Source organism: Blautia liquoris, assembly GCF_015159595.1.
In the GTDB taxonomy this organism is placed as follows: domain Bacteria; phylum Bacillota; class Clostridia; order Lachnospirales; family Lachnospiraceae; genus Novisyntrophococcus; species Novisyntrophococcus liquoris.
This window is the reverse complement of sequence record NZ_CP063304.1, coordinates 2516744-2532413: the sequence shown is the minus strand read 5'-3', so window position 1 is coordinate 2532413 and position 15670 is coordinate 2516744. Positions and strand designations below refer to the sequence as shown.

The following is a 15670-nucleotide window of genomic DNA, read 5'->3' as shown; positions in this document are numbered from 1 at the left end:
ATGGATAAAATAATTGTTTCGATTGCCCCATGCAAAGCGGGGGAACCCGTCTGCGCGGAAAAACTGGCAGAAGATGTCAAACAATGTGCAAATCTCGGTGCATCTATGGTGCATCTTCATTGCCGTCTTCCGGATGGATCTTTGTCGGCAGATACAAGCTATATGAAAAAGTGTTTTGAAAAAATCGGGGAAAAAGCGGATCTTGTGTTTCAGGCTTCTACCGGCGGCGTATCAGATATGAATATAAAAGAGCGATGCAATCCTCTTTTTTATCAGCGCGTCGAAAGTGCTTCTTTAAATGCCGGTTCAACCAACATGGGAAATGATGTCTATATCAATTCAGAAGCAGAGATCATGTACTGTTCAAAGATGATTTATGAACATAAAATAATCCCTGACATAGAGGTTTTTGATATTGGAATGATACATAACATAGAGAGGTTAAAAACGAAAATTCCTTTTAGGGAACCCGTTTATTATAATCTTGTTTTCGGACATCTGGGAGGCATGCAGGCACAGCCAGAGGATCTGACTGCATTTCGTTCTCTGATACCTGGAAACGCCAGGTGGGGGGTTACGCATTATGGAAGAGATAATTGGACATTTCTTGCTATGGCAATTGCAATGGGGGCTTCGACAGTGAGAATTGGATTTGAAGATAGCGCATGGATTTCAGAGACGAAAGAAGCAAATTATAATTATCAGCTTATGGAACGTCTCTCATCGATCATACGAGCAATGGGCAGAGAAATGGCTACTCCACAGGAAGCCAGGAGGATGATGGGAGTTTTATGAAAGCTTTAAAGCTCTCTATTCGAAGCCAGATAATGATCTCCATGATAAGCATAACAGTTGCTGTTATGCTTATTCTTGGAGTTACTAGTTATAGGGTTTCAAAAAAAACAGTGGAAGCTGATTATAGAGAAACACATACAAAAAACTTGGAAGTTATGCATCATATGATCGATCTTCATATGAATGAGGCCGTTGACCAATTGAGATCATTATTATCAAATCTGGAATTCAGAGAAATAATGAACACTGACAATCACGAAGTTCCTTATTTTACGGTGGGTAATCAACTTAAGCTGCACGACATATTACAGAATATATTGAAAACCTCCCCCGAATATCAGGAGATTATGGTGTTTAGTAAGCAAGGGAGTCTTTACTATACCTCCAAATATCAAAACACTGTAAAATATATTAGAAAGTTTTACGAAGAGACCGACGTTCAAATACTTCCATGGATGGAAAGAGCGAAAGAAAAAAAAGGGCGAGAAGTTTTTTATAATACTAATTTGATACTGGGTGAAAAGAATCAGAAAACTTTTTCAATTACGAAATGTCTTATAGACGCTGATACAAAAGAATCATTTGGCTATGTGGTTATGACTATCAGAAAATCAATGCTGAATTCCCTGTTTCAAAGTAAAGAAAAGGATTACACGAGTAATCAATATATTATAATAGATACTGAGTCGGAAAAGTATGTGAACAAGGAGGACATAGTCCTTTATTTTGAGGGAAATTCGAATCGTGAAGATGATATTTTAAAGGCTATTCGTGATGAAGACAAAAGCCATTACATCTTTACATCTTATAGAAATGATATTACAGGTTGGAAATTAATTGGAATTGTCGACAAGACAGAATTACAAAAGTCCAGTAGTCTGATTGGTATGTATATTCTTACGGCCGGAATTGTATTATGTGCAGCACTTGCTATGACCTCCTATATGATGGCCGGAAAAATCAGTAAACCACTTCATGTACTAGAGCAGACCATTCAAGATGTTTCGGATGGAAATAGTACAGTTACAACTTTTTTTGATGACAGTGAAGTGGGAAGGATTGGTAACTTATTTAAGTATTTTGTCAACAATAATCTTGAGCTAAAAGAGAAGTTGATGAACTCAAAATTACAGGAACGTGAGGCAGAACTTCAAATGCTCCAATCCCAGATAAATCCTCATTTTTTATATAATACCTTAGACAGTATTTACCTAATGGCTGTGATCCAGAATAATGATGATATTGCACAAATGGTTTCGGCATTATCCGACTTGTTTCGCCTGAGTTTAAATCAGGGAAAAAAGATGATTACCGTTTCGGATGCAGTCATTCATGCTGAAAAATATATGTATATCCAAAATGTTCGATTTCATAATCGTTTTCATATACACATACAGATACCGCTGCGGCTTTTGAAGATGAATATTTTGAATTTCCTTTTACAGCCAATTGTGGAGAACTCTGTTATCCATGGACTGGAGCCGAGAGTCGGGGAAGGAAATATATGGATTAAAGCGTATGAAAGAAATAGTTATCTCTATCTGATTGTAAGCGATGATGGAGTGGGGATGGATCACATAAATATAATGGACAATGGTTATGGAGTGAAAAATGTTCGGGATAGAATCATGCTGTTTTATGGAAATGATAGTAAACTGAGGTGTAAAAGTAAAAAGAACGTTGGAACTGTTGTTATGCTCAAGCTTAAACTTATGGAGGATTCTAAGGGTGATCAAAGTTGCGGTTATTGATGATGAGTACATTGTGTTAGAAGGGATGAAAGCTGTACTTCGAAGATGTCAGGTTGAGCATGAATTAATCGGAACTGCTGCAAATAGCATGGATGCAATGACACTTTTACGTAATCATACCTGCGATGTAGCGTTTATTGACATTTGCCTTTCTGGCTGTTCTGGCCTGGACATGATGGAACAACTTAGAAATGAAGGAATAACAACTGATTTTGTAGTGATAAGTGGATATACAGAGTTTGATTATGCACAAAGAGCAATTCGCCTTGGCGTATTTGATTATATTGATAAACCAATAACGATTGAAAAGGTCAGGCGAGTGATGGAAAGTCTTGAGAAGAGATTGGAAAATAGCAGGAAAATACCGAATCTCTTTAATGAAATTATAGATTCAATACAAAATAGACGTGTTGATGAGTTTAAAGAAAAGACTCAGGAATTTCTTTATAAAAGTGAAATATATGATATGTCACAGGAAAAGATTCGCTCTGTTTATGAGTGGCTCTGTATGATTGAAAAGGTCATTGGGGAGACCTTTAATAATGTTAATGTAAAGGCTATATTGCCCTCGTGGTCCGAAATTGAATCTATCAGGGAATACGATATCTTGATATGTACCATTCAGAATTCTTTAAATCAGATGTGTCTTTTATTTCCCAACAGAGAAAGACAGCAGCATAGAACGATTTCTCAAATTGAAGCCTATCTAAAAGAGCATTTATCCGAAGAAATATCACTTTGTGATGTGTCAGAGGAATTTCACCTTTCTCCTGGTTATATCAGTGTATTATTTAAAAAGGAGACAGGCAGTACATTGGTAAAACAGTTGAACAATTTAAGAGTTGAGCGTGCAAAGATATTGCTAAGCCAAGGGGAAAAAGTAGGTATTACAGCGAGACAGGTGGGATTTTCAAACTATCGATATTTTATTGATATTTTCAAACGTCAGGTAGGACTGACACCAAACGAATATCGGGGACATATTATTAGCCAAAAAAATGAATAAAAATCTTTAAATAATGAAAATAGTGTACATAACAAATAAAAATTGGACTTGTCAATGTTGTGCATCATGTTATCATGAAGATATCAATTGAAATGATCCGCGGATATTGTTTTGAAATATAAAAAAGGAGCGAGAAATTGATATGAAGAGAAAGGTTTTATCAACATTACTTGCAGGAATGATGATTTTTGGATCATTGGCAGGATGTGGAAAGACAGATACTGGTTCGGCATCAAAGAGTGAAAGTTCTGCTTCCGGGAAATCAGGAGGCGAAAATTCAACAAGTGCCACGTCAGAAACGAAAAGCGGCGAAGATCCAAAATCAGAAAAGAAGCTTAAAATACTCTCGATTTGGGCTGAGGATAATGATAATGGTATTTTGATAAACGATATCTGTAAACAATATCAAAAGGATGTGAATCCCAATTTTTCTTATGAGTATGAGTATGTATCATCGGATGACTTGACCACAAAGATCGCAACATTGGCATCATCGAATGATCTTCCGGATATTTTTGTATATGAATCAGGAAAAGTATTGTCGGACATGGTTGATTCTGGTACTGTAGTGAATATATCCAAGATTTTGGAAGAATTTGGATGTGAAGATAAAATCATGCCATCAGCAGAGACGCTTTTGAAGACACTCTCAGATACAGATGATTTATATGATCTGCCGTTGGGACTCAACGTGGAAGGTTTCTGGTATAACAAAAAATTGTTTAAGCAAGCCGGAATTGATAAAACGCCCGAAACCTGGGAGGACTTTGAAGAAGACTTAAAGATGCTCAAAGACGCCGGCATACAGCCACTTACCACCGGAGGTGCGGATGGATGGCCTGCCACAAGGCTGGTTAATGCGTATACGGTACGAAGCATGGGGTATGATGCCATGAAAAAAGCGGCTGACGGCGATGCAAAATACACAGAGAAAGGGTATGTAAAGGCTGCAGAAGTTGTTCAAAATTGGGCAAAGGAAGGATATTTCGGAAAAGGAATTTCTACTGTCGATTCAAATACAGCAGGCACTATGCTCTGCAATGATAAAACCGCCATATATTATAATGGCGCATGGTTTACCCAGAACCTGACAGATAGTTCTTACAACCCGGGGGGCGATGATGCGATTGGATTCTTTAATATACCGGTAGTTGACGAAAAAGTAAGTGACATCACTTCTTACTCAATGAATTGTGGAAATGTTCTCTGCTTTTCACAGGATAAATATGATGATGCGACTGGCTGGTTCATAAAATACTTTGTGGAGAACATTGGAAATCTGGGAATGGAAAAACAGGGGACAATTAAAGGATATACCTATGATGCCAAGACAGATGCAACCGGATACACGAAGATGGTTCTCGATGAGATCAATAAATCCAAAGAGGGATTTACCTGGTATGAGGCAACAATGCCGGCGGCTGTATCGACTACAGCCCAGCAAAATGTAAAGCTACTGCTCAGCGAGGAAATGTCTCCGGAGGATTATATGCAATCCATACAGGATGCTAAATCATTAGCCGATTAAGAAATATTTAAAGGGGGGGGTATTGGATTAGCAGTACCGCCCTTTAAGTTATTGATTATTCTGTATTTTAGTGGAGGATTCTATGAATAAAGTTTTAGGAGATAAAAAGGCAGTTGTGGCATTTGTACTGCCGGGATTTATTATATATTCCCTGTTAGTTATTTTACCAGTGGCCTGGTCAGCGGTGTACTCCTTTTATGATGGAACGCCGGGCCTCAATTGGGAATTCAGCGGGTTAAAGAATTTTGTGAAATTGTTCCATGATAAAAATTTTTTCAATGCTCTGACTGTAAATTTGAAATATATAGCCGTCGTAATGCTGGGACAGGTGGGCCTTGGCCTTCTTTTGGCCTTATTATTTTGTTTTGGCCTTAGAAAGTTCAAGACAGTGATACGAACCCTTGTGTTTTTCCCCGTAGTTTTGCCGACAGTGGCAGTTGGTCAGCTCTTTCAAAAGATATATGAGATTCAGCCAAACTATGGGCTCTTAAACTCTCTTTTACATGCAATCGGTTTGGAGAGATTCACACAGCCGTGGCTTGGACAGGCTTCTACAGCATTGTGGTGTTTGTGCGTGATGGACATTTGGGTGGCTATGGGGTTCTACTCTGTGATTTTTTATGGAGCACTTTTGGATATTCCTGGGGATATCATCGAAGCAGCTAAGATTGACGGATGCGGCTTCTTCCAGCTGTTTCGTCATATACTTGCTCCGCTCTTACGGCCAATGATCATTGTTTGTCTTGTGTTTAGTTTCACGGGAACGGTTAAAATGTTTGAATCTGCGTTAGCCCTTACAAGTGGAGGACCTGGCAGTGCAACCAGATCTTTGTCTATGTATATGTATGATGTGGCTTTTTCTTATAACAAGGTGGGATATGCAAGCTTAATTTCAATCGTGATTTTTTTGATTTGTGTAATTGGTTCTGCATTAATCCGAAAATTTGATAAAGAATATTAAAGGGGGAAAAGTAATGCAGACAAAAAAAGTTATTTCTATAAAACCCAGAAGAATATTGTTCGGCATTGTGGTGATATTACTTGTAGTAATTGAAGTATATCCATTGTTTTGGATGCTGAGCGCATCGCTGAAACAATCCTATGAATGGACAGCAAAGCCGGCCTTTGCTCTTCCGGAGGGTTTCTATCTGAAAAATTATGTTGATGCATGGACTCGTGGACATATGGGGACTTTCTATTTTAATAGTTTGATATGTACTGTTATTTCTCTTGTTTTTATTGTTATCTTCTCTGTTACCATTGGCTTTGCAGTGACAAAAATGCGTTGGACAGGAAGAACATTTGTCGATCGATATTTTAATTTTGGTATTATGGTTCCGGTTGCTGTGGCGCTGGTTCCGCTATATCAAATTTATAATAAAACCGGTCTTATCAATACGCGTCTATGTTTGATTTTAACCTATATCGCTTTTGGACTATCGCTTTCGATCTATCTTGTGACTGGATTTATCCGATCGCTGCCCGATGAAATACTGGAAGCATCGGTGATAGATGGATGCAATATTTTTCAAATGATGTCTCGGATTGTAGCACCACTGTTAAAGAATGCTATCGTAACAGTCGTTGTACTTCAATTTTTCTTTAAATGGAATGATTTGATTTTTTCCATGACTTTTATAAGCTCATCCAAGTTAAAAACTGTACAGACAGGCCTTTTGTATTTTTCGGATGAATTTGGATCTAAAAACTGGGGAGCAATATTTGCATCCATTTCCATGAGTGTTTTTCCAATGTTACTTCTGTATATGATTTTAAATAAAAAAGTTATGGAGGGTATGACAGCAGGTGCGGTCAAAGGATAGGTTTATGGATGAATATAAAAACTATGAAAGTTTAATTGAAAAGTATGTTGGTAAGAACATAGATACAATTTTAAAAGAACAGTACTCCTTTATACGTTACCCTTTTATCGATCCGGGATCAGTATATAAGGGAAATGTATGGGACTGGGACAGCTATTGGTCTGTCTATGCACTATTCGACTATATGAATCGAAAAGATGATCCGTGTTTGTCAAAAAGAGTAATTGAACATGCCAAGGGGAATGTTTTGAATTTTCTCGATCATCAATTGGAAGATGGCTATATACCTATGATGATAGAAGTTCGATCTGAGAAAGAACAAGAGCCATATCTTAACCAGAAACACAAAGAAGGGGTTTTAATGAATATGCATAAACCCTTTCTTTGCCAGCAGATTGTTCTGATCAGCGAATATATTGAAGACTATGAATGGATTCAATTTGCACAAAATCAGTTGGAATTATACTTTGACTGCTATAATAAAAATTATTTTAAGGATAGAAGCGGGCTTTATGTGTGGTGTGATGATATAATGATTGGTATGGATAATGATCCTGCCAGTTTTGGCCGCCCAAAATTCTCTACAGCTAATATTTTCTTGAACAGTTTCATGGTGATGGAGCTGGATTCAATGGTAAAGATTTTGACTCATATGGGGAATAAACAAGATTCTGTTAAGTATCTGGAGCAAAAAAACGCATTAATCCGTTCCATTTTGGAAGAATGCTGGGATCCTCGGGATCAGTTTTTCTATTCTGTCGATGTGGATATTAAGACAAGAAAGTATGATTGGTTTCATCAGGGTCTGGGAGCCTTTTGGAAAACGATTCCGATTCGTATCAGAACGTGGTCAGGCTTTTTGCCGATGTATGCTGGTTTTGCCTCTGCTGAGCAGGCAGAAGCTATGCGTAAGTCTTACCTTGACAAGAGCCTGTTTCACTCTCCCTATGGGGTGACAACACTTGCAAAAAATGAAAAGATGTTTGATCTGTCAGCGACGAATAACCCGTCAAACTGGCTCGGACCCATCTGGGTGGTCGCTAATTACATCGTATTCCGTGCTATGATGAATTATGGATACCGAAGAGAAGCTGAGGAGATATGCAGGAACACCTTAATGTTATTAGGTGCGGATTTGGACGAAAGTGGAACTCTTCATGAGTATTATGATCCATTTAGCGGACATCCGATTATGAACGGCGGCTTTTTAAACTGGAATATTTTATCACTGAATATGTGCAGAGAATTAAAAGAAACGGAGAAGACAGAGAATGTTAAAGATTATCGAAGTCAGATGTAACTATCAAAAAGGCAGAATTGTAGTGCAGGATCTACCACAGATATCATGGATTCTTGAATCGGATAACAGGAATGTCGTACAAACAGCCTATCAGATTCAGATTGCCAGAGAATTAGACTTTTGTCATTGCTGTTACGACAGTAATAAGGTCATTTCCGATCAATCATCCGGGATACGACCTGAAGAGTTCAAACTGGAACCGGTGACACGGTACTATGTCAGAGTGCGTGTCTGGGATAATAAGAAAGAGGAGAGTGAGTTCTCAGAGCCGATTGATTTTCTGTCACCTATTTCGCCATCAGAAGGCTGGAAGGCAGACTTTATTTCTGCTGAAAAACCTGAATCGGAGAATGACTCTTCCGGAGTTATGGTGCGTAAAGAATTTTGTCTGTCCAGGCATCCAAAACAGGCATGGCTGTTTTCCACAGCACTTGGTCTTTATGAAGTATACGTGAATGGAGAAAGAGTTGGCGAAGATGAGATGATGCCGGGCTGGACCAGCTATCATAAACATCTCCTTTACCAAAGCTATGATGTCACGGAGATACTCAGGGAGGGAAAGAATGCACTAGGAGCCCTGATCGGAGCAGGCTGGTATAAGGGGAAGATGGGGTTTCAGCGTTTTCGGAATTTATATGGGAAAGAGACAGCATTTTCTGCAGAGCTTCATCTCATATATGAGGATGGGACCAGAGAGGTGCTGAGGTCGGATGATACTTTTTCAGGGACAAAAGCCCAAATCTTGTTTTCTGAAATATATGATGGTGAAACTTATGATGCAAGACTGGAACAGAAAGGTTTTGCTTCCCCTGGTTTTGTTGAAGATGGCTGGATAAAGGTGCATAAGATTCCCTGCGACCGTTCTGTTATCGTTCCACAGGAAGGATGTACAATTCGTAAGATGAATCTGTTGCCGGCCAGACGTTTATTTAAGACTCCAAAAGGAGAATTAGTATTAGATTTTGGACAGAACCTGACGGGCTGGGTTGAGTTTAAAGTAAGAGGTGCCATATCGGGGGATCGGATTGAACTTAACTGCTTTGAGGTATTAGATGCAGATGGTAATGTTTATACAGAAAATCTGAGAACTGCAAAACAGACTATTATTTATTTCTGTAAAGGTGATCAGGAAGAAACCTACCATCCTAAGTTTTCGTTCCAGGGATTTCGATACGTACGTGTTGCTGAGTGGCCCGGGAATGTGAATCCGGAGGATTTTGTCGCTCAGGCTGTGCATTCTGATATGGAAGAGACAGGAACGTTTCATTGTTCCAATCAGCAACTGAACCAGCTGCATCATAATATACTTTGGAGTATGAAAGGGAATTTTCTGGATGTGCCTACTGATTGTCCTCAAAGAGATGAACGGTGTGGATGGACGGGAGATGCAGAGATCTTCAGCAGAACTTCGTCTTATTTGATGAATGTTTACCCTTTTTTCAAAAAATGGCTGAAAGATCTTTCCTGTGATCAGGCTGAAGATGGGGCAGTAACACATATTGTCCCGGATATATTGACTGGATATACAGGAGATAACTGGTTGGTAAAAGATTGGACAGGCGGCGGTGCCGCATGGGGAGATGCGGCAGTCATTATTCCATATGTTTTATATCAGCAGTATGGGGATCTTGATATAATTAAAAGGCAATACTCAAGCATGAGACAATGGATTCAGTACATCTATAATCACAGTGAAGGTCTGATCTGGTGTAAAGGGCGTCAATTTGGTGACTGGGTGGCGTTAGATGCAGAGGAAGGCAGTTATTACGGTGCTACTCCGAATAACCTTGTCTCCACTGCGTACTTCGCTTATTCAACAGGATTACTTGCCGAGATGTCTGAGGCGATCGGCGAAAGAAAAGATGCAGAGAATTACCGGAAACTTCGAATAGCTATTAAGAATGCCTACATAAAAGAGTTTTTTGATGATAAGGGGAGCTTAAAAGCACAGACGCAGACGGCACATATTGTGAGTCTGTATTTTGATCTTGTTCCGGAAGAATATCGCGAGAAGACGGTACAGGGCCTGCTGAATCTGTTAAAAATAGAAAATGGACATCTTGTGACGGGATTTGTCGGAACTCCTTATTTTTGTTTTGCGCTAAGTCAGAATGGCCACGTAAAGGAAGCTTACGAGCTTCTCTTGAAGGATGATTTCCCATCATGGCTCTATCAGGTGAAAAAGGGAGCTACAACCATCTGGGAGCATTGGGATGGAATAAAACCGGATGGCAGTATGTGGAGTGCGGGCATGAATTCATTCAATCATTATGCATATGGAGCAGTGGGAGAATGGATGTACCGCGTGATAGCAGGACTTGATACCGAAAAGGGTTCTGGATTTTCTAAATCGCTTATTTCACCACGTATAGGGGAAGAGTTAGATTATGCGAGAGGAAGTGTCAAGACGATTCATGGATCATTAAAAACCTATTGGGAGCGAAACAACAATATTGTTACACTTTGTGTCACGGTTCCTGCAAACACAACGGCGAAGATTCAATTGCCAGATGCCAAAAGAGTCATCAATTCTGACACAATTGATTTCAACACAGAGGATGGTATTATACAAGGAACTACCGGATCGGGTAATTACAAAATTGAATTTGAGTGTACATCATGTGATTAAAAAAGGTGATAATTCCAACGTATCTGTGATGCTTTAGGAAGGGGCAGGTTTCACTGCCCCTTTGATCGTGTAATCGAGATGAAAAGGCTTAAGGGGATCATCCGTAACAATTTATGGATTCAAATGTGAAAGATCTCTTGCATGTCGCCTCCTTGACATGTATAATGTAATTTAATATTGATAGAAAAACTATAATATCACCAGCTGTCGGTCAAGAGTTCGCTGCGTCAACAGTGCAGAGCACTTTTGACCGACAGCTGGTGATGCTTTGGATATATGCAAGCGGTAAACTTTAGGAATATGAGGAGATTTCAATGACGATACGCGAATTGGCAAAGTTGGTGGGAGTCTCACCAGCAACAGTCTCGATTGTAGTGAATGGGAAGCAGGGTGTCAGTGAAGAAACACGCAGGAAAGTTCTTGATGCGATAGATGCCTATAATTATTCACCACCGGTGCGTAAGAACGGAAAACCGAAAAGTGTACTTTTGATGAAGTACTACAAAAGCGGTATGTTTGTGGAAGAAAATCAAGGGTTCATATCGATGATTATTGATTCCATTGAGGAACAACTTCGCATGGAGTGTTTTGGCATGACAATGATGGTTGCTAAAACTGGACTACGTGAAGCACTGGATTCGATAGACTACAGCAAGTATTGCGGTATGATTGTAATTGGTACTGAGATTCCAAGAGAAAGCTATAATCTTTTGGAAAGAATTCAAATACCTTTTCTTGTAGTCGATAATACAGTACCAAATTATCCATATAGTAGTATATGCATGAATAACTATGAAAACGTTTGGATGGCATTGAAATATTGCTGCGATTGCGGTCATACTGAAATTGGCTATCTGGGAAGCAATTCTACGATTGAGAATTTTCATGAGCGTTATAATGCTTTTTGCAAGTATGTGCTGAAATTGGGACTTCAGTTCAAATCTGAACATGAAATTCGTGTAACGCCCACAATGCTGGGTGCTTACAACGATTTTCTTGTTGCGCTTGAAAAAGATCCCAGACTTCCTTCCTGCTTTTTCGCCGAAAATGATACGATAGCGCTTGGTGTTATAAAGGCATTAAAGGAAAAAGGTTTCAGAATACCAAGCGATGTTTCCGTTATAGGTTTTGATGATATTCCCTATTCATCCATCAGCTCTCCGGCACTTACTACAGTGCATGTTCAACGTAACATTATAGGTATACAGGCAGCCACACAACTACTTCAACTGATGAGAGATTCACGCTTCAGCCCGCTGAAGACCAGGATTACAGGCAGATTGGTGATACGTGACAGTGTAAAAGATCTACGCAAAAATGTTTGATGAATATCCAATGCTGTACAAGTAGGTCTATTACAGAGGATAGATACCTTTTCTTTTGCTAAATCATCTTAGCATATCCATAATATTTAAATAAACACAAAAACATAACAAACATAAATATAGTACTAAGCAATTATGCACTCTAATATAACATTAGAACGCATAATTTGTTTAGTAAACAAAAGACATGGAATCGTTTTATATTTGGAGAAGTTCATAAAAATACAAATGAAAAATCGGACAAAATATACAAAAAATAAATCAAAACAATAATAATAGTTGACAATATTGATAACAACATGTATCATGCTAATTAAACATCACAGATACATTTTAACTGTATGTTTACTAAATATTAGAAAGGAGAATAGCAATATGAAAAAAATAGTGACATAATATCTGGAATTCGAGGTGCATGTTCAGAAGAAAACTATTGACGCTATTCTACACAGAAAGGGGGTTAATGGATGAGTTTAGAGAAGGGAAGGTATCAAACCTACATAAAGATTCTGGAGAAAGAACTATTGCCTTCCTTAGGATGCACAGAACCAATTGCCATTGCCTATGTAGCAGCCAAAGCAAAAGATGTTCTTGGGAAATTTCCAGATAAAATTATCACTGAATGTAGTGGTAATATAATAAAAAATGCAAAGGGAGTAATCGTTCCAACTACCGGAGACCTAAAAGGTATTAAAGCGGCTACTCTGCTAGGTACTTGCGGCGGTGACAGTTCCAGGGGATTGGAAGTTTTGACTAGTGTGACCCAGACGGACTTAAAGAAAACAAGAGAGCTGTTAGATGGGGAATTATGCGAGAGCAGAATATTGGATACCAAGGCAAAGTTACATATCATTGTAAAGATGTTCAAGGACGATGATTATTCACTGGTGGAGGTCATACATACCCACACGGGGATCGTTCGAATTGAAAAAAATGGCGAAAGATTACTTGATCTACCGTATGATGAAGAAGATCCAGGGGAAGGCAATATCAACTATAGTACACTAAATTTAAATGATATATATGAATTTGCCAATACTGTGGATATCAAAGACGTAGAACCCGTTTTATGCGGACAGATTGAATATAACTCAGCGGTTGCGGAAGAAGGATTAAGAAATAACTATGGAGAAAATATAGGTTCAACACTTATAGAAATTTATGGCGAGGATATTAAAGTTCGGGCAAGAGCAAAGGCTGCTGCCGGGTCGGATGCAAGGATGAGTGGATGCGAGTTGCCAGTTATAATCAATTCAGGGAGCGGGAATCAGGGAATGACGGTTTCACTGCCGGTGATTGAATTTGGAAAGGGGCTAGGATGTACTCAGCAGCAAATATATAGGGCTCTTACGCTGAGCAATCTGATTGCGATCTATCAAAAGTCAAGAATTGGACTATTATCCGCCTATTGTGGAGTTGTCAATGCAGCGGCAGGAGCTGGAGCAGGAATAACTTATCTATATCATGGCGGGATTGAAGAGGTTTCCAAAACCATTACCAATACGCTTGCTAATATTTCAGGAATTATTTGCGATGGAGCAAAGCCATCTTGTGCAGCAAAGATTGCATCAAGCGTAGATGCGGCCATAATTGGCTCAACAATGGCTTTAAAGGGAAAGCAATTTTCGCCAGGTGAAGGAATCGTAAAGGATCAGGTAGAAGATACAGTTCAAGCCGTGATTAGGCTGGCAAAGGAAGGGATGAAAGTCACAGACGATGTGATATTAAAGATAATGGTTGAAGAGTAAAAAGACATAGTTGACAAAGAATGATAAAGGAGAAAAAATGATTAAGAATACACCATCAATAAAAGAGGAAAAAGTCGATATTAACAGGGCACAGCTTGAGCACAGAGCAACTTGGATGGGTCTGATCTATGATGAGGCTGTTAAGGCTGGATTAGACGCAGAAACTGTTCTAAGAAAGGCAATTAAACGTTGTGGAAACATCCATGGAGATGGGTTTAAGGATAACTGTGCCAATCCTGATAGCTGCGTGGATTTTAAAAATGCTTTTTTGAATGAGGTCGGAATTAAAACATTCGAAATGGATGGCATAGACGTTGGCGAGGATGATCTGAAAATAGAATTTCATTATTGCCCTTTAGTAAATGCGTGGAAAAAGTTAGAATTTGACGATAAAACATGTGAACTATTATGTGATGTTGCAATGGACGGAGACCGAGGAATTGCTGAAGCCATGGGATTAAAGCTGGATTTAACGGATACGATCGCTAAGGGATGTTCTACATGTAAATTGCACTTTCATAAATAAGAAGGAATACGGAGAACAAAAGTATGAAGAAAAAAGGATTGGCAAGCCTGCTTTGCGTTACGCTGTTTGTAACTTTAATCAGCGGATGTAGCAGTGATGCGAACAGTGACTCAGACAATAAAGCAGGTAAAGGGGACAACGTAGTGAAATTAGGGTTACTGGCACCTTTAACTGGAACAAATGCAGAGTATGGAAAAGGGTTTGAAGTAGCAGCTGAAATGGCAATTGAGGAGATAAACAATGCCGGAGGTGTAAATGGAAAAAAATTAGAGATTGAAGTCGCTGATTCTAAAGGAGATCAAAAGGAAAGTTCTGACCTAGCAAGAAAATTTGGAGATAATGATGATATAAAAGCGATCATTGGGGACTTTGCCTCGGGGTCGTGCATGGCGAATGCACCAATTGTTGATGCAGCTGGGATCGTTCAGCTATCTCCGACAGCTTCTAACCCGGATTATGCTTCGATGAGTCCCTATACTTTTTCAATTATGGGGCGTCAAGATGGGGAGGCACCTTTTTTTGCTAAATATATTGTGGATAAATATTTAGGCAAGAAAAAAGTAGGCTTAATTTACATAAACAGCGATTGGGGTGTTTCGTCGATTGAGAACTTCAAGATGGGCGCAAAAGAGGCTGGTGTAGAAGTTGTTGCAGAGGCAGATTATGTTCAAGACGAGAAGGATTTCTCTTCCTTAATTTCAAAAGTACAAGCGGCAAGTCCGGAAGTTGTTATCATATTTGACCAGGGAGCTGTTTCCCAGATAATCAATCAGATTGCTCAGGCAGACTGGAATGTACAGGTTACGGCTTTGGGCCCAGGAACATCACAGCAAATCATTGACCTCGCTGGTGAGAATGCAGAAGGTTTGATCACTTCTACCCCATTTTTCTTTGACAGTGAAAATAGGGAACAAATGGACTGGAAAGAAACTTTTATAAAGAAGGCCGGATTTGAGCCTACCGTTCACCCTGTAGTAGCCTATGATTCTGTTTACTTGATTGCTGAAGCTATTAAAATGATTGGCGATGGAGAGATCACAAGGGATGCAATCCGAGATAATCTTCAAAAAGTGAAATACGAGGGACTTTCAGGACCAATCGAGTTCTCAGAAGACGGAGATATTCAACGATCTTACCTGATCTGTGCGGTCGAAGATGGAAAATTTGTTATCAAAGAGGGATATGACTATGCTGGGTAACTTGTAAAGAACTACAACGATATCCATGATTGAAGGATGT

At 39.2% G+C, this 15670-nt stretch carries 12 protein-coding genes; all 12 read left to right on the top strand.

Going from position 1 to position 15670, the window contains the following annotated elements; all coding sequences use genetic code 11:
• Entirely contained in the window at positions 1-795 is a 795-nt protein-coding gene (locus tag INP51_RS11485) for a BKACE family enzyme (RefSeq protein WP_193734984.1), read from the top strand.
• Positions 792-2546: a cache domain-containing sensor histidine kinase gene (locus tag INP51_RS11480; RefSeq protein ID WP_193734983.1), complete on the top strand. Its 1755-nt coding sequence runs from the start codon at positions 792-794 to the stop codon at positions 2544-2546. Before INP51_RS11485 ends, INP51_RS11480 begins: the two co-directional genes overlap by 4 nt.
• Positions 2524-3552, top strand: a complete 1029-nt coding sequence (locus INP51_RS11475) for a response regulator transcription factor (RefSeq protein ID WP_193734982.1) — start codon at positions 2524-2526, stop codon at positions 3550-3552. Before INP51_RS11480 ends, INP51_RS11475 begins: the two co-directional genes overlap by 23 nt.
• A gap of 142 nt (positions 3553-3694) precedes the next feature.
• The gene (locus INP51_RS11470) at positions 3695-5080 is read left to right on the top strand and encodes an ABC transporter substrate-binding protein (protein WP_193734981.1); all 1386 of its coding nucleotides are present in this window, start codon (positions 3695-3697) and stop codon (positions 5078-5080) included.
• 82 nt (positions 5081-5162) lie between these two features.
• Complete coding sequence (locus tag INP51_RS11465) at positions 5163-6041, top strand: carbohydrate ABC transporter permease (protein ID WP_193734980.1); 879 nt, start codon at positions 5163-5165, stop codon at positions 6039-6041.
• Positions 6042-6054: 13 nt separating this feature from the next.
• Positions 6055-6903 (top strand): carbohydrate ABC transporter permease, encoded by an 849-nt coding sequence (locus INP51_RS11460; protein WP_193734979.1) that lies wholly within the window; start codon positions 6055-6057, stop codon positions 6901-6903.
• 4 nt (positions 6904-6907) lie between these two features.
• Complete coding sequence (locus tag INP51_RS11455; RefSeq protein WP_193734978.1) at positions 6908-8203, top strand: MGH1-like glycoside hydrolase domain-containing protein; 1296 nt, start codon at positions 6908-6910, stop codon at positions 8201-8203.
• A complete protein-coding gene (locus INP51_RS11450) occupies positions 8175-10832 on the top strand; it encodes an alpha-L-rhamnosidase (protein ID WP_193734977.1) in 2658 nt (885 codons plus the stop codon). Before INP51_RS11455 ends, INP51_RS11450 begins: the two co-directional genes overlap by 29 nt.
• A 314-nt stretch (positions 10833-11146) precedes the next feature.
• Positions 11147-12157: a LacI family DNA-binding transcriptional regulator gene (locus INP51_RS11445; RefSeq protein ID WP_193734976.1), complete on the top strand. Its 1011-nt coding sequence runs from the start codon at positions 11147-11149 to the stop codon at positions 12155-12157.
• Positions 12158-12624: 467 nt separating this feature from the next.
• Entirely contained in the window at positions 12625-13905 is a 1281-nt protein-coding gene (locus tag INP51_RS11440) for an L-cysteine desulfidase family protein (protein WP_193734975.1), read from the top strand.
• A gap of 37 nt (positions 13906-13942) precedes the next feature.
• Entirely contained in the window at positions 13943-14431 is a 489-nt protein-coding gene (locus INP51_RS11435; RefSeq protein ID WP_193734974.1) for an L-2-amino-thiazoline-4-carboxylic acid hydrolase, read from the top strand.
• Between the two features lie 23 nt (positions 14432-14454).
• Positions 14455-15630: an ABC transporter substrate-binding protein gene (locus tag INP51_RS11430; protein ID WP_193734973.1), complete on the top strand. Its 1176-nt coding sequence runs from the start codon at positions 14455-14457 to the stop codon at positions 15628-15630.
• Positions 15631-15670 lie beyond the last annotated feature (40 nt).

What these genes read in the sequence shown, in the direction of transcription:
- INP51_RS11485 (WP_193734984.1), top strand. Translation starts at nt 1, where the DNA reads ATGGATAAAATAATTGTTTCGATTGCCCCATGCAAAGCGGGGGAACCC.
- INP51_RS11480 (WP_193734983.1), top strand. Translation starts at nt 792, where the DNA reads ATGAAAGCTTTAAAGCTCTCTATTCGAAGCCAGATAATGATCTCCATG.
- INP51_RS11470 (WP_193734981.1), top strand. Translation starts at nt 3,695, where the DNA reads ATGAAGAGAAAGGTTTTATCAACATTACTTGCAGGAATGATGATTTTT.
- INP51_RS11465 (WP_193734980.1), top strand. Translation starts at nt 5,163, where the DNA reads ATGAATAAAGTTTTAGGAGATAAAAAGGCAGTTGTGGCATTTGTACTG.
- INP51_RS11460 (WP_193734979.1), top strand. Translation starts at nt 6,055, where the DNA reads ATGCAGACAAAAAAAGTTATTTCTATAAAACCCAGAAGAATATTGTTC.
- INP51_RS11455 (WP_193734978.1), top strand. Translation starts at nt 6,908, where the DNA reads ATGGATGAATATAAAAACTATGAAAGTTTAATTGAAAAGTATGTTGGT.
- INP51_RS11450 (WP_193734977.1), top strand. Translation starts at nt 8,175, where the DNA reads ATGTTAAAGATTATCGAAGTCAGATGTAACTATCAAAAAGGCAGAATT.
- INP51_RS11445 (WP_193734976.1), top strand. Translation starts at nt 11,147, where the DNA reads ATGACGATACGCGAATTGGCAAAGTTGGTGGGAGTCTCACCAGCAACA.
- INP51_RS11440 (WP_193734975.1), top strand. Translation starts at nt 12,625, where the DNA reads ATGAGTTTAGAGAAGGGAAGGTATCAAACCTACATAAAGATTCTGGAG.
- INP51_RS11435 (WP_193734974.1), top strand. Translation starts at nt 13,943, where the DNA reads ATGATTAAGAATACACCATCAATAAAAGAGGAAAAAGTCGATATTAAC.
- INP51_RS11430 (WP_193734973.1), top strand. Translation starts at nt 14,455, where the DNA reads ATGAAGAAAAAAGGATTGGCAAGCCTGCTTTGCGTTACGCTGTTTGTA.